Annotated in this window: 23 protein-coding genes and 1 pseudogene; 11 read left to right on the forward strand and 13 right to left on the reverse strand. The window is 69.4% G+C overall.

Annotation, left to right across the window (positions count from 1 at the left end; all coding sequences use genetic code 11):
• The 7 genes from NRB56_RS03390 to NRB56_RS03420 form a co-directional block, all read right to left on the reverse strand.
• Positions 1-1,036: nitrate- and nitrite sensing domain-containing protein (locus NRB56_RS03390; RefSeq protein ID WP_319942497.1), on the reverse strand; the 1,036-nt coding region annotated here is incomplete at its 3' end.
• Positions 1,037-1,283: 247 nt separating this feature from the next.
• A complete protein-coding gene (locus NRB56_RS03395; RefSeq protein ID WP_194290715.1) occupies positions 1,284-1,862 on the reverse strand; it encodes a class I SAM-dependent methyltransferase in 579 nt (192 codons plus the stop codon).
• A complete protein-coding gene (locus tag NRB56_RS03400; protein WP_153339073.1) occupies positions 1,856-2,605 on the reverse strand; it encodes a PIG-L deacetylase family protein in 750 nt (249 codons plus the stop codon). Before NRB56_RS03400 ends, NRB56_RS03395 begins: the two co-directional genes overlap by 7 nt.
• A complete protein-coding gene (locus NRB56_RS03405) occupies positions 2,602-3,531 on the reverse strand; it encodes an acyl-CoA dehydrogenase family protein (RefSeq protein ID WP_153339074.1) in 930 nt (309 codons plus the stop codon). The genes NRB56_RS03400 and NRB56_RS03405 overlap by 4 nt, the downstream gene beginning before the upstream one ends.
• Before the next feature lie 14 nt (positions 3,532-3,545).
• The gene (locus NRB56_RS03410) at positions 3,546-4,256 is read right to left on the reverse strand and encodes a glycosyltransferase (RefSeq protein ID WP_319942498.1); all 711 of its coding nucleotides are present in this window, start codon (positions 4,254-4,256) and stop codon (positions 3,546-3,548) included.
• Between the two features lie 23 nt (positions 4,257-4,279).
• Positions 4,280-4,522 (reverse strand): microaggregate-binding protein 1, encoded by a 243-nt coding sequence (gene mbp1 / locus NRB56_RS03415; protein ID WP_319942499.1) that lies wholly within the window; start codon positions 4,520-4,522, stop codon positions 4,280-4,282.
• A 131-nt stretch (positions 4,523-4,653) separates the two neighbouring features.
• A complete protein-coding gene (locus NRB56_RS03420; RefSeq protein ID WP_153339076.1) occupies positions 4,654-5,226 on the reverse strand; it encodes a helix-turn-helix domain-containing protein in 573 nt (190 codons plus the stop codon).
• A gap of 249 nt (positions 5,227-5,475) precedes the next feature.
• Here NRB56_RS03420 and NRB56_RS03425 point away from each other — a divergent pair, with 249 nt between their 5' ends.
• The 4 genes from NRB56_RS03425 to NRB56_RS03440 all read left to right on the forward strand — a co-directional run bounded on the left by NRB56_RS03425 (position 5,476) and on the right by NRB56_RS03440 (position 8,169).
• On the forward strand, positions 5,476-6,429 hold the full coding sequence (locus NRB56_RS03425) for a TauD/TfdA dioxygenase family protein (RefSeq protein WP_153339077.1): 954 nt from the start codon (positions 5,476-5,478) through the stop codon (positions 6,427-6,429).
• A gap of 184 nt (positions 6,430-6,613) precedes the next feature.
• Positions 6,614-7,177: a hypothetical protein gene (locus tag NRB56_RS03430; RefSeq protein WP_153339078.1), complete on the forward strand. Its 564-nt coding sequence runs from the start codon at positions 6,614-6,616 to the stop codon at positions 7,175-7,177.
• A 9-nt stretch (positions 7,178-7,186) separates the two neighbouring features.
• Entirely contained in the window at positions 7,187-7,618 is a 432-nt protein-coding gene (locus NRB56_RS03435; RefSeq protein WP_153339079.1) for a helix-turn-helix transcriptional regulator, read from the forward strand.
• Positions 7,615-8,169: a hypothetical protein gene (locus tag NRB56_RS03440; protein WP_153339080.1), complete on the forward strand. Its 555-nt coding sequence runs from the start codon at positions 7,615-7,617 to the stop codon at positions 8,167-8,169. Before NRB56_RS03435 ends, NRB56_RS03440 begins: the two co-directional genes overlap by 4 nt.
• Positions 8,170-8,186: 17 nt before the next feature.
• Here NRB56_RS03440 and NRB56_RS03445 read toward each other — a convergent pair whose 3' ends face one another.
• Positions 8,187-9,203: a TIGR03621 family F420-dependent LLM class oxidoreductase gene (locus tag NRB56_RS03445; RefSeq protein ID WP_153339081.1), complete on the reverse strand. Its 1,017-nt coding sequence runs from the start codon at positions 9,201-9,203 to the stop codon at positions 8,187-8,189.
• A 207-nt stretch (positions 9,204-9,410) separates the two neighbouring features.
• On the opposite strand from NRB56_RS03445, the pseudogene NRB56_RS03450 reads away from it, so the two are divergent.
• Positions 9,411-10,636: pseudogene (locus NRB56_RS03450) on the forward strand (cytochrome P450).
• A 46-nt stretch (positions 10,637-10,682) separates the two neighbouring features.
• Here the strand turns inward: NRB56_RS03450 and NRB56_RS03455 are convergent.
• The 3 genes from NRB56_RS03455 to NRB56_RS03465 form a co-directional block, all read right to left on the reverse strand.
• A complete protein-coding gene (locus NRB56_RS03455) occupies positions 10,683-11,795 on the reverse strand; it encodes an NAD(P)H-dependent amine dehydrogenase family protein (protein ID WP_227837163.1) in 1,113 nt (370 codons plus the stop codon).
• Positions 11,764-12,591, reverse strand: a complete 828-nt coding sequence (locus tag NRB56_RS03460) for an acyl-CoA thioesterase (protein ID WP_153339082.1) — start codon at positions 12,589-12,591, stop codon at positions 11,764-11,766. Before NRB56_RS03460 ends, NRB56_RS03455 begins: the two co-directional genes overlap by 32 nt.
• A gap of 90 nt (positions 12,592-12,681) precedes the next feature.
• Entirely contained in the window at positions 12,682-13,338 is a 657-nt protein-coding gene (locus tag NRB56_RS03465; protein WP_319942500.1) for a TetR/AcrR family transcriptional regulator, read from the reverse strand.
• A gap of 179 nt (positions 13,339-13,517) precedes the next feature.
• Between NRB56_RS03465 and NRB56_RS03470 the strand changes: the two genes are divergently transcribed.
• The 4 genes from NRB56_RS03470 (at position 13,518) to NRB56_RS03485 (ending at position 17,213) form a co-directional block, all read left to right on the forward strand.
• Entirely contained in the window at positions 13,518-14,516 is a 999-nt protein-coding gene (locus NRB56_RS03470) for an acyl-CoA dehydrogenase family protein (RefSeq protein WP_153339084.1), read from the forward strand.
• Complete coding sequence (locus NRB56_RS03475) at positions 14,500-15,675, forward strand: acyl-CoA dehydrogenase family protein (protein ID WP_153339085.1); 1,176 nt, start codon at positions 14,500-14,502, stop codon at positions 15,673-15,675. The genes NRB56_RS03470 and NRB56_RS03475 overlap by 17 nt, the downstream gene beginning before the upstream one ends.
• Before the next feature lie 11 nt (positions 15,676-15,686).
• Positions 15,687-16,472, forward strand: coding sequence for an enoyl-CoA hydratase (locus NRB56_RS03480; protein ID WP_153339086.1), 786 nt, complete (start codon positions 15,687-15,689; stop codon positions 16,470-16,472).
• A 204-nt stretch (positions 16,473-16,676) separates the two neighbouring features.
• Positions 16,677-17,213, forward strand: coding sequence for a hypothetical protein (locus tag NRB56_RS03485; protein WP_153339087.1), 537 nt, complete (start codon positions 16,677-16,679; stop codon positions 17,211-17,213).
• Positions 17,214-17,334: 121 nt separating this feature from the next.
• On the opposite strand, the gene NRB56_RS03490 is transcribed toward NRB56_RS03485, so the two are convergent.
• Together NRB56_RS03490 and NRB56_RS03495 are read right to left on the reverse strand one after the other, a co-directional pair.
• Positions 17,335-18,045 carry a 3'(2'),5'-bisphosphate nucleotidase CysQ gene (locus NRB56_RS03490; protein WP_153339088.1) on the reverse strand — a complete coding sequence of 237 codons (711 nt, stop codon included), beginning with the start codon at positions 18,043-18,045 and terminating at the stop codon, positions 17,335-17,337.
• Positions 18,046-18,227: 182 nt separating this feature from the next.
• On the reverse strand, positions 18,228-19,262 hold the full coding sequence (locus NRB56_RS03495) for a hypothetical protein (RefSeq protein ID WP_153339502.1): 1,035 nt from the start codon (positions 19,260-19,262) through the stop codon (positions 18,228-18,230).
• Between the two features lie 700 nt (positions 19,263-19,962).
• Between NRB56_RS03495 and NRB56_RS03505 the strand changes: the two genes are divergently transcribed.
• Together NRB56_RS03505 and NRB56_RS03510 are read left to right on the forward strand one after the other, a co-directional pair.
• Positions 19,963-20,718, forward strand: a complete 756-nt coding sequence (locus tag NRB56_RS03505; protein ID WP_319942501.1) for a TetR/AcrR family transcriptional regulator — start codon at positions 19,963-19,965, stop codon at positions 20,716-20,718.
• A gap of 153 nt (positions 20,719-20,871) precedes the next feature.
• Complete coding sequence (locus NRB56_RS03510; protein ID WP_153339089.1) at positions 20,872-21,306, forward strand: DUF4189 domain-containing protein; 435 nt, start codon at positions 20,872-20,874, stop codon at positions 21,304-21,306.
• The last annotated feature ends 12 nt before the right edge of the window (positions 21,307-21,318 follow it).

Here is a 21,318-nt window from a genome sequence, read left to right on the forward strand (position 1 = left end):
GCCGCAACCGCCGAATAATCCGATTCGCCAGCAACACCGCAATCGCGAACGCCACCACCGCCAACGCGATCGCACTACCACCACTGACCAACACCGCCCGCGACCGCTCATGCGCCAAATCCGCGGCGCCGCTGTTGGCGCGGCCGTTCTGCTGGATGATGATCGCGAACAGCTGCTCGCCCACCGAGTTCACGGCGGTCCGCCACTCCTCGATCGGCATCGGAAGGACCGGCGGCGCACCGTTCTTCGGGGCCACCGGCGACAGCAGCGCGTCCTCCATCGCGGTCACCTGTGCGAAGGCGGGACTGGCCAGCAGATCCTTGACCAGTTTCGCGTCGGTGTCGTCCAGGTCGTTGACCAGCTGATTGATCAGCGAATGGTACAGACCGACGTTGTTGCCGAATTCCGTGAGCAGCGCCGGCGACAGATCGCCGCCGATGGCGGCCAGGCTGAGCGCGTTGGCCCGGGAATTCGCCTCGAGGGCCTGGAACAGCTTCAGCGAGATCATCTGGTAGATCGCGGTATTGATGGTCGGCGCGCTCTGGCCGACGATCTTGCTGCCCTTGTCCACGCCGTCGAGGATCGCGGTATAGAACTTGTACACGTCGGGGACGGGTACCGCGCCCGCGTCGACGCCGGCCCGCACGGCCGGCAGCTGCACCGTGATGAGCTTCTGGGTGGCGGCCATTTTCGCGTCCATGTCGGCGCCGCCGACATGCTGGATGGGTGAACCGACGGCGGCGAGTCCGGCCAGCGCCTTGTCCATTCGCGCCCGGGCGGCGGGCAACGCCTGCGGGCCGGCATCCTGCCCGGCCAGATGCGCGATGGACTGCAGGCGCTCGTCCTCCTCCGCCGTCATCAGCTCCTTGGTGAAGGCGAGGCCACCGGCCATGGATCGCGAGAAGTCTTCGGCTCTGCCGGCATCGTCCTCGAGCGCGATGGTGTAGCCCACGCCGATTCCGAACAGTGCGAGACTCGGGACGAAGGCGATGGCGAGAATCCGAGTGCGGATCCCGGATAGTTTGACTCTCTGCACGGCCGAAGTGTAACCACGCGAAAGGGATATGTCATTCTATCTTCACCTGCGACAATAGGTGCACATGAGGATTGCCGGACCGTCGCTCGCGCGCCGGCCCGGTGATCTCGACCGGTTGAAGTGCTCGGTGCCGGTAAGGCAATGCCGTTGGGAGACAGGAAACGCAGTGCGGACTTCGTCCTCGTGACCGCGAATGCCATGCTAACCGGCCGCCGCGTGAACTTATATCCAATGGCGTGAATCGGCCTCATACCGTCTCGAGCACGTCGACGCGAAGATCCGCGTCGTCGTAGTGTGCCCGGGGACGGTGCGCGAGTGCGGCGAGGACAAGGTCGTGGGCGTGATCGCCGGTCAGCTGGTGGTCGGGTTCCGGGTGGCGCCAGTGTGCCAGCACGATCGTGCCGCCGACCGCCAGCCGCGATGCGAGATCGGTTGCGGTGCGGGTCAGTTCGTCGGCGGTCAGATAGTAGGCGACCTCGCTGAGGAAGAGCAGGTCCAGATCGCCGGGCCATCGCCACGGCTGTCCCAGGCCCCAGCGGTGGACCTCCACGGCCGGCATCGTGGCGCAGCGCCGGGTCGTGAGTTCCACCGCGCGCGGCGCGATGTCGGTCGCGATCACCCGGTCGCAGCGTTGGGCCAGCGCGGCGGTGAGATGTCCGTTGGCACAGCCGGGTTCGAGGGCGAGGCGGTAGCGCTCGTGCGGCAGCAGCGCCATCAGCAGGGCGCGTTTGCGGCGTTCGTACCAGCGGGTGTCGAACCGCCAGGGGTCGGGATCGGCGCGGAACTTGGCGTCGAAGAACTCCGGATCGCTGCGCGGTCCTACCACAGGATTACCTCGTTCTCGCGCAGCAGCCGGTCCAGGATCCACGGCGGGAGCACCGCGCGATCGGCGGGATCCGGTGACAGTGGCCGGATCTGGCTCTCGAAACATGCCACGGCGGCATGCTTGCGGGCCACCGCCGCGGCGGTGAGTTCGACGCGATGTGCGCGACCCCAGTCGATTTCGGGATCCCCGGGAAACGACCAGTGCCACATCCAGATCGGATACTCGATCACGGTGGCGGCGTGGGCGGCGGCCGCGCGGGCCGCACGGGCCGTCGCCTCGTGATCGGGATGCCCGTCCGCGGCGAAGGGGACCGCGACGACGGCGCCGGGCGGCAGGTGCCGGGACAGCAGATCGGCCAGCCGGTCGGTGTGCGCGCTCACCGCACCGTCCGGCAGACCGCACCGGACGATATCGTGGATGCCGAGAGCGTCTGCGGCCGAGCGGGATTCGTGTCTCCGGCGGGCGGCCAGAGCGGCGCGTGTAACGGTCGGGGATCCGGGATGCGAGGATTCGCCGTCGGTGACGGCGACGATCCGGACCTCCCCGCCCGCGGCCGCCAGCATCGTCGCGATTCCGCCCACGCCGAGGACCTCGTCGTCGGGATGCGGCGCGACGATCACGAAGGGGCGGTCCGTCCATGGGGCCGAATCGAATTCGGGCAGTCGGCGCAGCCACGGTTCCCAGGCCGCGCGGGGGGTGCCGGGGCGGTCCAGCCCGCACCCGGCGAATCGCGCGATGCTCATCGGCGTGTCACCGCATGTCCCAGATCGGCCAGATCCCGGTCGCCGTGGCTCTGCCGCAGATAGACCGTCAGGTCCGCGACCCGCTGGGCGTGGGCGGGATCCATCGCCAGCGGCCGGGCGCCGAGCGAACGACCCACGCGGTCCAGGGTGAGCGCCGCCGCGTCCTCGATCACCGCGCGGACTCGCCGGGCCCGGATCCGGGCGGCCGCCCGGTCCGCCGGGGCGGCGTCGATCTCCGCGGCCGCGGCCGCCAATGTGGCGCGGGCGCCGTAGAGGGCGGCGTCGACGGCCCCGACATCGGCCTCCCACAACAGGTCTCGGCGATCGGCGGCGTACAGGGGCGCCGCGACCGCGAGCGCGCCACCGAGCCAGCAGGCCGCCACCCCGATCGCGCCGTGCCAGAATCCCGCTCGGTGCAGGTACTGCTCCGCCGATCCGGTCCACTGCGCCTGTGCCCCGTCGAAGTCCACGGTCAGGGTCGCCGCGCGGGCCATGCCGATCCCGGCCCAGGTCTCCGGGCGCACCCGCACACCGGGGGCGGCCAGCGGCACCGTGAACAGCGCCTCGCCGTCGCCGTGCTCGGCGGTGACCAGGGCGTGGGTGCAGATACCCGCGCCCGAGCACCACATCTTGCGGCCGCGCAGCCGGAACGCGCCGTCGCGCTCCTCGGCGCGCAGCGCCGCACCGGGGGCCCGGGCCGCCCAGACACCCCACAGCTCATCGGCTTCCGGGCCGGGCCGGTCCAGTTCCGCGGTGATCGCGACGGCGTCGGCATGGGCCTCCGCGAGCCGGCCGATCACGATGTCACGACGGGCGGTGTCCAGCAGCGCATTCCAACGCGCGCCGGTCGCGCCGCTGCCGGGCAGTGGCCACGAGCGCGCCTCCCGGGCCGGAACATCGTGCCGCGCAAGGTATTCAACCGTCATGCTGACCCCCTCCCTCAGCCCGCGCGCTCGATATCGTCGAGATACCCGGCGAACCCGCCGCGAACCCGGTTGTCCCGCCGATCGGAGGTCAGCACCGGGTTGTCCGCGATCCAGCCGACCCGGGCTCCCGCCCGCCCGAGCCGGGTCACCAGGTCCACGTCCTCGTCCGCGGGTAACGCCGCGAAACCATCGACGGCGCGGTACCAGTGCCCCCACACTCCCAGGTTGGCCCCGTGGACATGCAGATGCGGTGTGGACATCGCTCGGCGGTAGCGCTTTTCGTAGTCCGTCCGGATCGTCGCCGGCCGCTGCGACCAGGCCACCTCGACCGTTCCGACGGCGACGTCGAAGACGGCGGCGTCCCGCAGCTGGCACCGCAGCCAGTCAGGGGGCACCCGGGAGTCGGCGTCGGTGGTGGCATACCACAGCCGCGCGGGCGAAATGCCCTGGGCGGCAGCCGAATCGAAGCCGGCGCGGCGGGCGGCGCCCACGTTGCCGGCCTCGATCCGGACCGCCGACACTCCGGCGGGGATGGTCAGGGCCGTGCCGTCGGTACAGGAATCCAGGGCCACGACCACTCGGACGGGCGTCTCGATGCGGGCCGCGGCCCGCAGGACGGAGTCCAGGCAGTCACCGAGACGATCCTGTTCGTTGTGTGCGGGGATCACCACCACGACGGCGGCGGGCCGTGGCCCCGCGGATCGCTCACTTGCCGGAACACGCACCCGGACCCCCCGGCACTTCGATATCAGTCACGCTGGAAACTCTGCTGACGAGCCTCGTCGACCTTCGCTTCGCCGCGGGCCTTCTCCGCCTCGGCCTCCTTCTGGGCCGCGGTGCGCTGCGACCGCGCCTTGTCCTGCTGCGCCCGGCCTTCCTTCTTCAATTCCTCGTTGCCGGTCAGGGCGCCGGCCGCTTCCTTCGCCTTGCCCTTGGCGTCCTCGACGACACCCTCCGCCGCTTCCCGTGGTCCGGTCTTGTGCTCGGTCACGATGATCTCCTCCGATCGCCGAATGGAATCGAACGTCTCGGATTCGTGGCTACCCGCCACGGCGGCGGTGAATCGGCGGGCGGCGCAGACGTGACCGTTGCGGAACGGCCGCCGCCACGATGCCGAAGCGGTCAGCTCCGGTCGTCGCCGGCCAGCAGACGGCCGATCCGGTCGCCGATCAGCTCCCCGAGTTCCGCGTCCGGGAGGTCCTGCAGGCCGGTCGAGGCGCGGAGGAACGGCTCGAACAGTTGCCAGCCCAGGCCGAAGGCGGCGGCGTGCGCGACGGCGAGGGCGGCGGCGCGGTCGTCGGCGTGTTCGGCGCGGGTGCGTTCCAGCAATTGCCGCATGACCGGGAATCGTTGCTGCAATGTCTCGACCGGGTAGCCGTCGAGGATGCAGCGGGCCAGTACGCGCAGGTGCCGGGCGAATCTGCGGTCGGTGACCGAGAATCCCCCGGCGGCGGCGAGGGCGCCGGATTCCGCGCCGAGGTGGTCGAGGACCTGGCCGACCAGTTCGTCCTTGGTGCCGAAGTGCCGGAACACCAGGCCGTGGTTCACCCCGGCGCGCTCGGCGATGTCGCGGATCGAGGTCGCGGTGGGACCGCGCTCGGCGAACAGGTCCGCGGCGTGGGTCAGCACCGCCGCGGCCACGGCCTCGCGCCCGGTGGGCCCCTCGCGCGGCGGCGCCGCTCGGCGTTCGGTCATCCGTCCACGCTAACGGAGGCCGCGGCGCCCGTCCGGGGACGACCCCGCCCGGCCCCGGCCGGTCGGCGCCGGGATCGGCGCGAATGCCGGGTTCGGCGCTGGAATCAGCGTGAATCCAATCCGCGCGGGCGGCGTTGCGGCTGTTCAGCGAGGTCCGGGCCGGTGGCGCGCGTCCGTTCGGCCCGGGTGCGGGTGTCCGGGCACCTACCCTGTAGTCAAGCGACTACAGCTCTCACAACTGGAGGACACATGGCCGAGTCGGCTGTTGCGGAGCGGACGGTCGGGGGGCCGCGGGCGATGCCGCTGCCCGCTTATCCCCCGCTGCTCACCGGGCCCTTCACCCATCTGGCCGCCGAGCGGGATCGGCTCGCGGAACTGCGGTGGCAGCATTTCGACGCGCGGCAGGTGGGGGTGACCCTCGGCGCGGAGATCAGCGGGGTCGATCTCACCACCGAACTCGCCGACGAGGTGATCGCCGATCTGCGACGGGCGTTGCACGACTACAAGGTGCTGTTCTTCCGGGAACAGCCGGTGTCGCCGGCGCAGCACCTGGCATTCGCGCGGCGGTTCGGCGATCTGGAGATTCATCCGGCGCTCCGATCCAACGACGAGCAGCCGGAATTGGTGCGCTTCGAGAAATCGGCGACGGTTTCCGGATACGAGAATTCCTGGCATCACGATGTCACCTGGCGAGAATTCCCGTCCATGGGCGCGATTCTGCACGCGATCGCGGTACCGCCGATCGGCGGCGACACATTGTTCACGGATATGTATGCCGCGTACGACAGCCTCGATGCCGAAACCCGGGAGGAGATCGAGGATCTCGACGCGATCCACGATTTCCTGCAAGCTTTTCAGCATCTGGTGCCCGCGGATCAGCACGAGGAGATGCGGGCCCGGTTCCCGTCGGTGCGGCATCCGGTGGTGTGCACGCACGCCGCCACCGGGCGGCGGCATCTATACGTGAACCGGGTGTTCGTGCAGCGCATCGAGGGCCTGGCGCCGGACGCGTCGCGGGCGCTGATCGATCGGCTCGCCCGCTCCGTCGACGCGCCGGAGCACCAGGTGCGGCTGAAGTGGGAGCCGGATACGGTCGCCTTCTGGGACAACCGGGCCGTACAGCATTACGCGGCAAGCGATTACTGGCCGCACACCCGGATCGTGGAGCGAGCCTCGGTGGTCGGGCCACGACCGGTGCGCTGACCTCGGCAGCGATGGTCGATCCGCACCACTTGGGCGGATCGGCCCCGGCGGGCGATGTGACATGAACGAGATGGACCAGTAGTGTCCAATTATCTTCCCAGTAAGGCCGATTCGGCGTGCGGGAAGAACAATGCGTTGAGGGAGAGTGGATCCGGCGGCAGGAATCGACCTGCGAGGGGAATGGATGAACCGCGACGAGGAGTCTGGCGAGTCGAGCGACGACCGAGTAACGCACACGTTCCCCTACGGCAATCGCGTCATCCGCGGGAAATGTCACTGGGACATGTCGCCTGATGTCACCGTGAAGCTCGCCGAGTTGCGCCAGTGGGACCCCTTCGCCGCCGCCGGTATTCAGGGACAGATCGAGGAAGCCGCCGGTGACGGGCTCGGCGCCAGCAGCATGTACGAAGACGAACTCGACTACCGGTGCCCACTCCGGTTCGCCCCTGACGGTGTTCCGGATCCGCCCTGGCTGGGCGAGTTCAAGGCGCACGACCACAAGCGAACCGAGTGGCGCCTGTACTTCGGCGAAGCGATCAACTTCCAAGACCACGTAGTCGGGGTGACGCTCCGGGACAGCAAGCTCGCACACCTTTCCGGACAGCAGAACACCGAACGGCAGCGGAAGCACATCACGCAAGCCGCCCGCTACCTGAAGACATTTTTCCGGGAGCGTGGCTATTGCTGGGCCCCGTTCCACGACGGCGGCGGTTGGTCCCGCACCCCCGGACCCATGATGGTGCGTTAAAATGCACATATGACGCGACGAGAGCAGGTCCAAGCCCTCGATCTGGCGGGCGAACGCAACTTCAGAAACGCGATCAACCTGACCAAGGCGCGACGACGATTGCTCCGCGACCTCATCGGCATCCGCAAGCGTCGCGAGATCAGTCAGGCGCAAGTGGCGGACGCTATCGGGATCGACCGATCCGGAATCAGCAGGTTCGAGTCGGACATCGAGGGCAGCAATCCGACGATCGATGTCATCCTGCGCTATGCGCACGCCGTCGGCGCTTCGATCCATATGTGGGCCGAGCCGCTCGAGGTTGCCGAAGCGCGCCATGTCGCACTGATCTGGCAGGCTTCCGCCGACAGTTCGAGCCCGAGCCGGCCGGACTTCCACAGGCCTCGGCCGGTGGACGCGGCGAATGCCCGCGCCGAGTGGAGGCATGTGGGGGCGGGGCGGTGACGACCGCGGACCACGACGAACGCTCATCCGATCCCCGTTCCGCGAGCGGCTACTTCGCTATAAAGCTGGACGCGATCGAGACACGCAAACTCCGAGCCGAGCGCTGGCCCGCGGACGGTGAAAGTCCGAAGTGGGCCGCCCACAACAGGCTTTTCGAATTCGGGCTCGCCGCACTGCCGAACAGTTGTGTCGGGGTGGTGGTCGAAGCCACAGCACGCGACGACGAGGCCCGGCGCGCTGTCAGTGCGCAGTTCATCGCGCGGTATTACGTCGCGGATCTCACCAAGGATCCGACACCACCGGATTCCGGGAACATCGAAGACACCGCCGCTTTCATCGGTTCGTTGAGTTCCGAGGATGCCTCGGACATAGTCAACACCGGCGTCACCGACATCACACCCTTCATCCGGGAGACGTTCCAGGACATCTCGATGAGACTCCGGCCCGGGCATCGGCCCATATTCGTCGGCAGTCTGCCGTCGATCACGTTCAAGACCGAGGACGGAAAGGTCACTGCCACAGTGCATCCGGTGTCAACGGATCCGTTGTAAGTGCGGGCAACCCGGGATCAGCGGCCCGCGAGCCGCTCGATCACCGGGGCCAGGGTTTCCGGCTCGGAGCCGACCGGGGCCCAGAAGTAGTTGATGCCGAAGCGTTCCCGGACCCGGAGCAGTTGCTCGCAGACGGCGTCGAGGGTGCCGATCGCCGCCAGTGGCGCGGCGACGAGATCGGCGGCGGTGACCGTGATGTCGCCGCCGGATCGGCGGAGCATGCGTTGCATGCGCTCGGCGGCGATGGTGTACGCGTGGTCGGGGTCGTCGGTGATCGTGACGGCCAGCAACTGGGCGGCCAGTTCGATGTCCGGGAATCGTTGTCCGGCCGCAGCTTTCACCCAGGCGATGCGTTCGTCGTAGGCGGCCGCGCCGAATGTCCCGGCGATCGGGACGCCGGGCGTGCGGGGCGCCCGGGGCACGATCTGCACGATGTCGGCGCGCCGGCCGGCGACCGACAGGAGCTTGCGGCCACCGCCGCCGATCATGACGGGCGGCCGGGGCCGTTGCAGTGGGCGGGGTGTCCCGGTGAGGCCGGTGACGGTGAAATGCTCGCCGGCGAAGTCGACCGGGTCGGGGCCGAGCAGGCCGGCCACGATGATCGCCACCTCCTCGAGCCGTGCGATGCGGACCGAATCCCGGTCGTACCGCAGGCCGGCGTGCTCGTACTCCGCGCGCATCCAGCCGGCGCCGAGCCCGGCCTCCAGGCGGCCACCGGACAGGACGTCCAGTGTCGCAAGCTCTTTCGCGAGCACCGCCGGATGCCGGAAGTCCTGGTTGAGCACCGTTTGGGTGAGCCGGACGGACTCGGTCGCGTCGGCGAGCGCCTGAAGGGCGAGCAGCGGCGCGAACGGGATCATGAAGTGGTCGGCCATGGATATCGCGGCGTAACCGAGGCTTTCGATGTGCCGGCCCGCCACGCGCAGGGCGGCGGCGTCGTCGACCCGGCCGGGCCCGGTGCCGAATCTGATCGGGCGCAGCGGCGTTCCGGCAGCGGTGACCCGGTCAGCGGATTCCGTGTGGTCGGCCGGCATCGGCGTACCTCCCCTTCCGAGGTGAACGAGTTTCCGGCACAGCGGGATTCGCCGCGCCGGGGACCGATACGGCCCAAAATGCTGAACGACTGTTAAGCATCGGCGTACAGTGGGCGCGAGGCGGTCACGGTGTCGTGTGCATCCGCGGTGCCCCCGCGGCCGAGGCCGATGTGCGCGACCGGACGGGCGACCGCCGTCGGTTCGACAATGGAAGGCCCGCACGTGAGTACCGACGACGCCGTCTACTGGGACCCCTACGATCCGGTCCTGGCGCAGGATCCGCATCCGACCTTCGCCCGCCTCCGCGAGGAGGCCCCGATCTACTACAACGACAAGCACGACTTCCACCTGATCAGCCGGTTCGACGATTGTGATCGGGCCCTGCACGATTGGCGGACCTTCCGGTCCGGCCGCGGCAACATCCTCGAGCTGATCAAGTCGGGCATCGAGTTGCCGCCGGGCACGCTGATCATGGAGGACCCGCCGAGCCACGACATCCACCGGAAGTTGCTGGCGCGCATGTTCACTCCGCGCCGCATCGCCGCGCTGGAGCCGCAGGTGCGCCGGTATTGTTCCGCCGCACTGGATCCGCTGGTCGGCAGCGATCGCTTCGATCTGATGGCCGCGGTCGGGACGAATCTGCCGATGCGCGTGATCGGGATGCTGGTCGGCATCCCGGAGGCCGATCAGGTGGCCTTCCGGCAGGCGACCGATTCGGCGCTGCGCACCGAGCCCGGCGAGAAGGCCGACTTCCGCGGCGGCGCGACGCTGAGCAACGAGGCGTTCAACGACTATCTGGACTGGCGCACGGAGCATCCGTCCGACGACATCATGACCGAACTGCTGCACGCCGAATTCGACGACGAGCACGGGTGCGCCGGACCCTCACCCGGGACGAGATCGTCACCTACCTCACGGTGGTGGCGGGTGCGGGCAACGAGACCACCGGGCGGCTGATCGGCTGGATCGGCTCGATCCTGGCGAAGAATCCGGACCAGCGCCGGGAACTGGCGGCGGATCCACTGCTGATCCCGAACGCGGTCGAGGAGATCCTGCGATTGGAGCCGGCGGGCCCGGCGATCGGCCGCTACGTCGCCGCCGACGCGGAATTCCACGGGACCACGGTGCCGGCGGGCAGCGCGCTGCTCGTCCTGATCGCGGCCGCGAACCGGGATCCGCGCCGGGTGCCCGACGGGGACCGCTTCGACATCCATCGCGACATCCGGCATCAGCTGGCCTTCGGCTACGGTCTGCACTTCTGCCTCGGCGCGTCGCTGGCCCGGCTGGAGGGCCGAATCGCCATGGCGGAGTTGCTGAAACGATTCCCGGACTGGGATGTCGACTGGGACCACGCGAAACTCGTCTCCACCTCAACCGTGCGCGGCTGGGAATCGTTGCCGCTCATCGTCGGCAGCAGCGTGCCGGTGGCCTGAGCGGTCCCGCGGGGGGCGGCACGAGCGCCGTCCCCGCGGGCCGGGGTCAGCCCAGGCGCGCGATCACCTGCGGCAGATCCACGGTGGTGCGGATGCCCGGCGGCGCCGCCACCACCGCCGCGACCGAGTTGACCGCGCGGTGGGCGGTGTAGCCCGGCGCGGTGTCGGCCATGCGCTCCAACGGGATCGGGAACTTCAGGTCGATGTCCAGCGGGGTGTCGCCTTCCACCGCGATGTGCCAGCCGGTGTCGCGCAGATCCCAGGCGGGTTCGACGTCCTTGGTGCAGTACCAGTTCGCGCGGAACCGCAGCACCGGCTCGCCTGCGCGGAGCGCGTCGATCGTGATCCGTTGTGCGGCAACCGTTCCGGCGGCCAATGTGCCTGCGGCGATGGTGAGTTCGCCAGGGGTGGCGGCATATTCGCCGAAGGCCGCCACCGAGTCCACGGGGATCCCGGTCGCATCGGCGATCATGCGCAGGGACGGACCGAACGCGCCGGCGAGGTGCCCGGCGCGCCGGTCGTCGAACGCGGTCAGCGGCTGCCCGAAACCCATCACGTCGAACAGCATGTCCGGCGAATCACGTTGCGACAGATCGGCGAACTCGTCGATGGTGAGCCGGTCGAGGCGACGCTGGATCGACAGCAGCGCCAGGGGCAGCACCTCACTGATGAAACCGGGGCTGGATCCGGTGCTGTACACCGAGGATCCGCCTGCGGCGCAGGCCTTCTCGACCCGGTCGCGCAGCCCGGGATCCATCCCGGCGGGACGGTGGAACTCACCGCAGGTGGTCACCACGTTCGCGCCGGATTCCAGCAGTGCGACCACCTCGTCGGCGTCGAAGCGGGCGGGCATGTACAGCACGCAGTCCGCACCGAGCGCGGTGATGTCGGCGAGGTCACCGGTCGCGGGCACGCCCACCGGGCCGATTCCGCAGAGCTCACCGGCGTCGCGGCCGGCCTTGTCGGGGCTGTGCACGTGGAGCCCGGCCAGCCGCAGTTCCGGATGTTCGATCACCGCGCGCAGCGCGCGGGTGCCGATATTGCCGGTGGCCCACTGCACCACGCGAATGCTGTTGTCCGGAAGCGTCTTCGGTTCCATATCGGACTCGTTCTCGTCGAGGGTCGGGTTATTTGAAGCGCACCAGGGCTTCCTGGGCATACGAGGCGACCAGTAGCCCGTCCTCGGTCAGTACGTCGCCGCGGCCGAAGGCGCGGCTGTGCGCGAGCAGCGGGCTGTGCTGCCGCAGCAGCAGCCACGCGTCGCTGCGGAACGGGCGATGGAACCACAGGCTGTGCGAGGTGACCGCGGAGGCGAACTTCTTCTGGCTGTCGGCCTGGGTGACGCCCTCGACCGGCCGCAGCGCGGTGCCGATCAGGTTCAGATCGGTGGCGAAGGCGGTCAGCGCGGGTGCGAGGGCCGCATCGACCTCGGGGGTGCGCATCCACAGTTCGTACACCGGCGAACCGGCCGCGGGGTCGTCGAGCGTGGTCGTGGCGCGGGTCTCCCACGGGATCAGGCTGAATTCCACCTTGTGCTCGGCGCTCGGCAGCGCCGGGACGGCCGGCACGGTCTGCACGACCGGCCCTTCCTCGGCGGCGTGCAGCGAGATCGAGGCGGTCGCCACCACCCGATCGGTCTGCCGGGCCACGACCGACACGGTCGCGAACGCGCGCCCCGCGTGGTGCGTGGTCACCTCGTACCGCACCGGCTCGCTGGTGTGACCCTCCTTGGCGAACAGGGTCTGGATCGACTTGACCGCCTTGTCCGGATGCACCGCGGTGGCGGACTGCATGAACTGGCCGAGGATCTGGCCACCGTAGATCCGGTGGTAGTCCAGCGGCAGGTTCTGCCCCTCGAACACCGCGCTGCCGGCGCTGTCGGCAGCGCCGGCGGTGCCGTTCTTGTCGGTCGATACCTGCCGCACCGCGAGGCTCGCGAGAAGATCACTCCACATGAATCCGAGTGTAAGTGATGCTCTCTCGCTTTGAGAATACCGTTCTCGCGAGAACCGCGGTCAGCATCCCGAGCCCGCGACCACCGGCCGCTACCGGAGTGTGGCGAAGCCGTGCGCGCAGAAGTTCCAGACCTCGTCCGCGGTGATCGGATGCATGGTGGCATCGTCTGCGCCACCGGCGGATTGGGCGGTGAACATGACCGTCTGCATCGTCATCGCCGCCATCCGGCGGGGATTGATCCCGGCACGGAGTTCACCGGCCTCCGACGCCGCCTCCAGCAACTCCGCGAACAACGCGATCAGCGGCGCGTGGGCGATCTTCACCTCGGCCGGATGCGAAATCAGCAGCTGGGGAGCGAAATCGGTGAACAGCGGGCGGCTGGCGATCGGGTCCGGGCGGGACAGCTCGAACAGCAACTCGACGGCGACGCGAACCTGCTCGAGCGGGTCGGTCTGCCCGGCCGCGGCGGCGCGGATCTGGTCGGCGGAGCGGGCCAGCGCATCCTCGAACAACGCCAGCAGCAGTTCGTGCTTACCGTCGAACTGCAGGTAGAAGCTGCGTAGCGACTGCCGCGAGCGGTCGACGACCTCCTGCACGGTGAAGTCGGTACTGCCCTTCTCGGTGATGATCGCCTGCGCGGCGTCGAGGAAGCGCTGAACGCGCTGCTCGGCACGCAATTTGGCCGTCCGGATGGAGCGCTCGACAGCGCGCTGCTTCCAGGCCGGCTCTTCGTTGGGAGTGCTCACCGGAGGACCAGTCCTCTGCCATGTGTGGAGAACATGAGTGCACTGTACCGGAGAGTAAGCGCGCATTGTGCACAACGTATGTGTGTCCCCGCCCATTTTCGAGACTATTACTTTCGTGATAAGAGAATGATATTCTCACTTTGGTGTGAAGTCACCATGGGCCAAGGAGGCAAGCCGGGATGCTCTTCGAGTTCGACTCGGACCAGCGGTTGTGGCAGGACACGGTGCGCGACGTGGTCGCGAAGCAGTGCCCGCCGACACTGATCCGTGAGGTCGCCGACAAGGGTGGCGACAGCACGGCACTGTGGCAGTCCTATGTACGTCAAGGCTGGACCGAGCTCACCGATCCGAGTGCCGCCGTGGAGCTGGCCATCGTGCTGGAAGAACTGGGCCGGGCCACCGATCCCACTCCCTATCTGGCGACGATGAGCCAATTCGCCCCGCTGGCAGCGGATTTCGCGGATTCGGCGCAGTCCGGCGCCGCCGTGTACGGCGGCGTCGCGGCCAATCTCGACGCGGGCGGCTGGGTGCTGACCGGCACCGCCCGGCACGTGCTGGACGGCGACCGGGCCGACCGCCTCGCCGTGGTCACCCCCGCGGGCGTCTTCGTGGTGCCCGCGAGCGAGGTGACCGCCACCCGCAGCCCGGTGTTCGATCCGGTGCTGCACGTCGCCGACGTGTCGTTCGCCGGGGTCCGGGTCGGGCACGAGGCCCGCGCCGACGTCGACGTCGAGCGCGCCCGCCACGTCGCGCTGACCGGTCTGGCGCTCACCACCGTCGGCGCCTGCCGGCGCATTCTCGACCTGGTGCTCGAGCACGTGCGCAACCGGCAGCAGTTCGGGGTCGCGATCGGCTCGTTCCAGGCCGTGAAGCACAAGGCCGCCGACATGTACATCGCCATCGAACGCGCTCGCGCGCTGGCCTATTACGCCGCGCTGACCATCGCCGAGGACGATCCGCGCCGCCGGGTCGCGGCCGCGATGGCCAAGGCGAGCGCGGGCGAATGCCAGTCCCTGGTGTTCCGCCACGGCATTCAGTTGTTCGGCGGAATGGGTTTCACCTGGGAGAACGACCTGCAGTTCGCGCTGAAGCGGGCGAAGGCCGGCGAGCTGATGCTCGGCGGCGCCGCCGAGCATCGCGCGCTGATCGCCGAGGAGTACCATGCAACTGTCCTTTGACGCCGACGTCGAGGAATTCCGCGCCGAGTTCGTGGCCTTCCTCGAGGAACATCTGCCCGACGCGGCGGAGACCACCGAACGCGCGAGCTCCAGCGCCGACGTGCCGGAATGGGCCCGGCGTTGGCAGCGGCTGCTGTTCGACAACGGCTGGCTGCTGCCGGCCAACCCGCCGGAGTTCGGCGGCCGCAATGCCGGTGTGCTGCAACAGTATGTGCACCTGGAGGAGCTGTCGAAGCGGCGGATCTACCACAGCTTCAACCCGCAGGGTCTCGGCATCATCGCCGCGTCGCTGCTGACCTTCGGCACCGACGAGCAGAAGCAGCGCTGGGCCGTGCCGATCCTGCGCGCGGAGATCACCGCGGCCCTGGGCATGAGCGAACCCGGCGCGGGTTCGGATCTGGCCGGGCTGCGCACCCGCGCGGTGCGCGACGGCGACCATTTCGTGGTCAACGGGCAGAAGGTGTGGACCTCCGGCGCGCACGACGCCGACGTGCTGCTGACCTTCGTGCGCACCGATCCGGACGCGCCGAAGCACAAGGGCATCAGCGTGCTGCTGATCCCCACCGACACCCCCGGCGTCACCCGGCGGCCGTTCGCCTCGATCTGCGGACCGCACGATCTGGACTTCAACGAGGTGTTCTTCGAGAACGCCCGGGTGCCGGCGGAGAATCTGCTCGGCCCGCTCAACGGCGGCTGGACCGTCGCCAACGGCTCGCTCGGGCACGAGCGCACGCTGCTGTGGCTGAGTTTCGCGGACCGGTTGCAGGAACTCACCGAGGATTTCCGGCCGGAGTCGGTGTTCGACAAGGACAGCTACGCCACCCTGGCGATGGATCTGCAGGCGCTGCGGTTGCTGGGCTCGCAGGCGCTGTCACGAGCCGCGCGCGGGGAACAGGACACCCAGTCGCTGTCGATCCTGAAGGTCCTCGGATCCGAGGCGGTCCAGTCCGCCGCCGAGCAGGCGCTGTACTCACAGGGCGCCGACGGCCTGGTGCATCCGGCCTTCACCGCCTCGTATCTGCCGATGAACCTGGACAACTTCTCGTGTAGCTGGTTCGAGCGGTACGCCCGTAGTTTCGCCGGTACCATCGCCGGCGGCACCTCGGAGATCCAGCGCACCATCATCGCCGAGCGGGTGCTCGGGCTGCCTCGAGGCTGAAGAGAGGTCCCATGTCCTACATCGACTACGCGGTCGCCGACAAGATCGCGACCATCACGTTGAACCGGCCCGAGGCCGCCAACGCTCAGAATGCCGCGCTGCTGGACGAATTGGATGCCGCCTGGGTGCGCGCGGGCGACGATCCGGAGGTCGCGGTGATCGTGCTGCGGGCCGAGGGCAAGCACTTCTCGGCCGGGCACGATCTGCGCGGCGGCGGGCCCGTCCCGGACAAGATCACGCTGGAACTGATCGTCGCCAACGAGTCCCGCCGGTACCTGGAGTACTCGTTGCGCTGGCGCAACATCCCGAAGCCGTCGATCGCGGCGGTCCAGGGCCGCTGCATCTCCGGCGGGCTGCTGCTGTGCTGGCCGTGCGATCTGATCATCGCCGCCGAGGACGCGCAGTTCTCCGACCCCGTCGTGCTGATGGGCATCGGCGGCGTCGAATACCACGGCCACACTTGGGAACTCGGCCCGCGCAAGGCCAAGGAGATCCTGTTCACCGGCCGCCCGGTGAGCGCGCACGAGGCCGAGCAGGTCGGCATGGTCAACAAGGTGGTCCCCCGCGATCAGCTGGACACCGAGGCCCGCGCCTGGGCCGAGCAGATCGCCAAGATGCCACCGTTCGGCCTGCGCCAGGCCAAGCGCGCGGTCAACCAGACCCTGGATGTGCAGGGCTTCTACGCCGCCATCCAGTCCGTATTCGACATCCACCAGACCGGGCACGGCAACGCGCTCAGCGTGAGTGGATGGCCCGTTCTGGCGCGACTCGACGATATGAAGGCGAATATCCGGTAAATCGTACGAAAAGGCCCGTGCAGCGCGCGCGTGACGGATATGGTGTGGACCGTCACAGCGCGCGACCGCACACCATCCGCGCTTCCGACCTCCGCCCGAGGCAGAGCCCGAGCACCGACATCGCCGGGCCGGGCCCTCGCGCGAGGAATCAGTAACCAAACAAATCGGCGCCCGGGATCTTCCGTGCGCCGGAGAGGAATCGCCATGCGCGCTCCCATCATCCGCCACACCATGACCGCGATCGCGTGTCTGGCCGTCGCGACGGCCGCACTGTCCGGCTGCTCCGACGACAAGTCCGACAGCAGCTCGGCCACCTCGTCCGCGGTGGCCACCAGTGCCGCCGCCGGCTCCTCGGCCGCCTCCTCGGGCTCCGCCGCGGCGGCCGACCCGGCGACCACGAAGGCCATCACCGATGCCTTCGTCGGCTTCTTCAACGGCACCGCCCCCGCCGCGTCGCGGGCCGCGCTCGTGGAGAAGGGCGATCAGTTCGCGCCCGTGCTGGCCGCTACCGCGTCCAACCCGCAGGCGCAGGCCACCAGCGTGACCGTGGCCGGTGTGACGCTGAAGGACGCGACCCACGCGGACGTGAAGTACACGCTGAACATGGCGGGCAACCCGGTCCTGCCGGATCAGACCGGCCAGGCGGTCAAGGACGGCGACAGCTGGAAGGTCGCCGCCACCACCTTCTGTGCTCTGCTCGCGTTGCAGGGCGGCGGCGCCGCGGTTCCGGCCTGCAGCTAGTCGCTGCAAGGACTCCCGGGGCAACGACGCCCGTACCCGATCCGGCGACCCCGGACCAGGGGAATTCCGATGATCGCGGCCGCCGCAACGACCAGTTGTGGCGGCCCGCTTCGTTTCTCGATCAGCCGGCGAGCGCGCCGAGCACCTTGTCCGCCAATTCCGGGCGGCAGATCAGCAGATCCGGCAGGTACGGATCGGGACGGTTGTAGCGCAACGGCGAACCGTCGATCCGGGAGACGTGCAGCCCGGCGGCCGCCGCCACCGCGACCGGTGCGCAGGAATCCCATTCGTACTGGCCGCCCGAGTGCGCGTACACGTCGGCGTCGCCGCGTACGACGGCCATCGCTTTGGCGCCCGCCGAACCCATCGGCACCGTGGCGGCCGACAGCCGCATGACCAGCTCCCGCACCTCCCACGAGGCCCGGCTGCGCGACACCGCCACCCGGATCGGTCCGTCCGGCCGCGGCGGGACCACCGGCGGCTCGCCGGTGTGCAGCACGATCCCACTCGCCGGCAATGCCACCGCGCCGATCCGGGCCACCCCGTCGATCGCCAGCGCGACGTGCACCGCCCAGTCGACCCGCGGCGGTTCGCCGTATTCCCGGGTGCCGTCGAGCGGATCGACGATCCACACCCGATCCCGTTGCAGCCGAACGGGATCGTCGGTGCTCTCCTCCGACAGCACGGCATCGTCCGGGCGCAGCTCGGCCAGGCGGGCCAGCAGCAGATCGTCCGATTTCCGGTCGCCGGCGGCGCCGCCCTCGTCGCGGATGGCGAGGAGCAGTTCGCCCGCCTCCGCGGCCAGGGTCGCGGCCACGGTGTGATCGTTCATACCCTCCACTGTCGCACGTCCGATCGTCGGCGCCCAGCCGGGTCGATCAGCGTCCACGATGCGGTCATGCCCGGGTGGCATCATGGCCGCCTCCACGCCCTGACCGCTCATGCTGTAACCCCGCGGCATGACCGGGGGCTCTCCGAGGTGACGCTGCGCTGCCGCCTCCGCGCCCTGACCGCTCATGCCGGTAGACCCTGGACCTTGTCGCGCATGCTGGAGCGTTCCAGCATGCCGTAGGTCTCCTCACCGTCCCAGGTGTAGCGGACGGCGGTCTGCTGCAGGGCCGGGAAATTGCCGCGATCGGTGAGATCGTGTGTGGCCAAGAGGGTTTCGCCGACGATGTGGACCCGGCCGAGCTGTTCGGACTCCAGTACCAGCGAGACGTCCTCGCCGGTGGGCACGACGCGCGACAGCCACGGGGCCTGGACTACCCGCGCGGGGATCAGTGCGCCGTCGCCGGTGAACAGGTAGCCCTCGTTGAAGGTCGGCCGACCGTCGGCGCGCGGCGGGTAAGCGATGTAGCCGAACGCTTTTCCGCTCGGGAACACCGCCGACTGCCAGCAGTGGCCCCAGAAGTCGGTGAGCTGCCGGACGCCCTGGCGGCGGATGCGCAGGCCGCCGCCTGTGAACTCGTGCTCCTCGCCGCGCACCCGCACCACGCCGCGGGCGCGGAACAACTGCTCGTAGCGGGGTCCGCCCATCAGATCGCCCTCCACCGAACCGTCCAGCAGCGCCTTCGCCTCGGGCAGCAGCGAGCCCTGGATCCACGGCGGCACCGCCATGGTGGCCTCGACCTCGAATTCCAGATCCACCCGGGGACCGTCGACCTCGGCGCGAGTCAGTGCGGCCGTGGAGGTTTCGACAGCGGCGCCGCGGAAGGTCGCGGTCCAGGTGCGGAACGGTTCCACACAGCGGAAGGCCAGCGGGCCCGCGCCGAGGACGGCGGGACGGCCGCTGCCGTCCTCGACCGGATGCGCCTTGCCGGGTTCGCGCAGCCGGTAGGCGCGGCCGTCGGCGAGGGTCAGGTTCAGCTGATGGTCGCGGTCGTCCCATTGCGCCGCAACGGCTTCGATGCCGATCCGGGGCAGCGCGACCGCGCCGCGGTCGTCGAAGATCCACATGCTGACCGAATCCCGCATCTCCGGATTCTCCGGCCGCTGCGCGAAGATGTTCTCGCGGTCGGCGGGGATGCCGCCGGTCAGGTCGATGGTCATGGGTCGATCACTCCTTGTCGTTGTGGCCGTCCACGCCGCCGCGCGGGCGACGTACTCGGCGAACAGCGGCCGGACCTCGTCGAAGTCCAGGCCGAAGGCGGCGGGGTCGGGATGCCCGTCGGCTTCGCGGTTCTCGGCGTTGTCGTGCCACCACTGCCGCATCCCGGCAGAGAACTCGCCGGTGACCGGCTCGCCGAGCCAGGCGTACAGGCGGGTCACCCTCGCCGACCGAATCCCGTTGCATTGCAAGGAAATCGATGTCGTGGAAGCGGTCGGCGCCGGCCGGTCGGCGCGGGATGTCCGGCGCCGAATCGGCCGGGTGTCGGCCCGACTGAATTCGCGTCAGTATCATGACACGAATACGTGACCCGCACAGGAGATTCGCCCGATCGACGCAAACGACCCCTCCCCCTCCCCCTCGCCGGCAGAACCCGAAACCGGTTGCCGCTCGACCGAAGCGGCGGGTCCGGGCGCGGGTGCCACCGGCACGGCCGGAGACGGCGCGGATTCAGCCGACGCGGCCGTCACCGGCACAGCCGGGGGTGACGCGGATTCACCCGACGTAGCCGCCACCGGCACGGCCAGGGCTGAGGAGCCGGATCCATCCGACGTTGCCGCCACCCGCACAGCCGGCGGTGACCCGGCTTCGCCCGACTTAGCTGCCACCGGCACGGCCAGGGGTGAGCCGCATCCATCCGACGTGGCCGCCACCGGCAGAGGAGACGATCCGTACGCTGTCTCGCCTGTTCAACGCGCGGCGGAAGCCGATGCCGCGTCGGCCGAGGGCGGTGCGGCACGTCGCGCCTACGACAGTCCGGTGCGGCGGGAACGGGCCGCGCAGACGCGGGATCGCATCCTGACGGCCGGGTCGGAGCTGGTGCACGGGCTGACCGCATGGGATTGGCGTGGTCTGACCTTTCGCGCGGTCGCCGAGCGCGCGGGGGTCAGCGAGCGGACGGTGTATCGGCACTTCCCCAGCGAGCACGAGCTGCACGAGGCGATCATGCGGCGGCTGGGCGAGGAGTCCGGGGTCACCTACTCGGGGCTGGCGCTGACCGATCTGGCACCGGTGACCGCGCGGATTCTTGCCCACCTGCCCTCATACGCGGTGCGGCACTGGACTGTCGAACGGCCGCAGGAGCCGGCGCTGGCCGCCGTCGACACCAACCGGCGGGAGGCGCTGATCGCGGCGGTGGCCGCCGAAGCCACCGGCTGGCCAGAGGAGCGCCGGCGAATGGCGGTCGCGATCCTCGACTTGCTGTGGGACCCCGGCACTTTCGAGCGACTGACCGCGCTGTGGAAGCTCGACTCGGATCAGGCCGGCCGCGCGCTCACCTGGGCCGTCGACGTGATCGCGGCCGCCGTCCGGAACGGCGTCGCACCGCCGGGCGGCCCGGATCCGGCGACCGGGACCGGCGCGAGGCGCTCCCCCGATAGTGAGCCGCCGGCCCGCTAGTACTCCGGCGGGAACGGCTTACGTGCAGTGGAAGACGCCGATCGGAACCGGGTTCCTCACGGAGTCATAGGATGTCCGGATTGGACCGATCGGGGGGTGTTCGGACATGATCCATTCGGTTCGATTTCTTATGTGTTCCAGAGGAAGTGCTCGATGAGGTTCATGGGTAAGGCGGCCGTCGCGGTCGTGACGATGGGGCTTGCGGCCGGATCGGTGATCGCGGCCGGCACGGCGAACGCTGCCGGGCTGCATGGGGCGATCGCGTTCAGCATCGACGATTGGAGCTACGGCACCTCGAACAACGCGCTGAGCGGTGCGATGGCCGAGTCCGACGCCCTGGCCTCGTGTGCCACGGACGGCGCCACCGACTGCCGTGTCTTCACGAGTTGGACGAACGGCTGCGGTGCGCTGGTCTACAGCGACGAGGCGGTGGGCACCGGCTCGGGTCCCGACAGCTCCGCCGCGTTGTTCGCCGCCTATGCCACTCTCTCCCGGTACTACCCGCAGGCGTTGCTGGCCGACACCGGTTCGGCGGACCGGTCGGGGGCGAAGGTCAGCGAGGTGCTCTGCACCGCCAACGCGCGCTGACGGGGTGTGAAC

Source organism: Nocardia aurantia, assembly GCF_009604425.1.
Lineage (GTDB): Bacteria > Actinomycetota > Actinomycetes > Mycobacteriales > Mycobacteriaceae > Nocardia > Nocardia aurantia.

Coding starts and splice junctions, on each gene's coding strand:
- NRB56_RS03400 (WP_153339073.1), bottom strand. CDS start 2,605: ATGAGCATCGCGCGATTCGCCGGGTGCGGGCTGGACCGCCCCGGCACC.
- NRB56_RS03405 (WP_153339074.1), bottom strand. CDS start 3,531: ATGACGGTTGAATACCTTGCGCGGCACGATGTTCCGGCCCGGGAGGCG.
- NRB56_RS03420 (WP_153339076.1), bottom strand. CDS start 5,226: ATGACCGAACGCCGAGCGGCGCCGCCGCGCGAGGGGCCCACCGGGCGC.
- NRB56_RS03425 (WP_153339077.1), top strand. CDS start 5,476: ATGGCCGAGTCGGCTGTTGCGGAGCGGACGGTCGGGGGGCCGCGGGCG.
- NRB56_RS03430 (WP_153339078.1), top strand. CDS start 6,614: ATGAACCGCGACGAGGAGTCTGGCGAGTCGAGCGACGACCGAGTAACG.
- NRB56_RS03435 (WP_153339079.1), top strand. CDS start 7,187: ATGACGCGACGAGAGCAGGTCCAAGCCCTCGATCTGGCGGGCGAACGC.
- NRB56_RS03445 (WP_153339081.1), bottom strand. CDS start 9,203: ATGCCGGCCGACCACACGGAATCCGCTGACCGGGTCACCGCTGCCGGA.
- NRB56_RS03455 (WP_227837163.1), bottom strand. CDS start 11,795: ATGCCCAGGAAGCCCTGGTGCGCTTCAAATAACCCGACCCTCGACGAG.
- NRB56_RS03460 (WP_153339082.1), bottom strand. CDS start 12,591: ATGTGGAGTGATCTTCTCGCGAGCCTCGCGGTGCGGCAGGTATCGACC.
- NRB56_RS03470 (WP_153339084.1), top strand. CDS start 13,518: ATGCTCTTCGAGTTCGACTCGGACCAGCGGTTGTGGCAGGACACGGTG.
- NRB56_RS03475 (WP_153339085.1), top strand. CDS start 14,500: ATGCAACTGTCCTTTGACGCCGACGTCGAGGAATTCCGCGCCGAGTTC.
- NRB56_RS03480 (WP_153339086.1), top strand. CDS start 15,687: ATGTCCTACATCGACTACGCGGTCGCCGACAAGATCGCGACCATCACG.
- NRB56_RS03485 (WP_153339087.1), top strand. CDS start 16,677: ATGCGCGCTCCCATCATCCGCCACACCATGACCGCGATCGCGTGTCTG.
- NRB56_RS03490 (WP_153339088.1), bottom strand. CDS start 18,045: ATGAACGATCACACCGTGGCCGCGACCCTGGCCGCGGAGGCGGGCGAA.
- NRB56_RS03495 (WP_153339502.1), bottom strand. CDS start 19,262: ATGACCATCGACCTGACCGGCGGCATCCCCGCCGACCGCGAGAACATC.
- NRB56_RS03510 (WP_153339089.1), top strand. CDS start 20,872: ATGAGGTTCATGGGTAAGGCGGCCGTCGCGGTCGTGACGATGGGGCTT.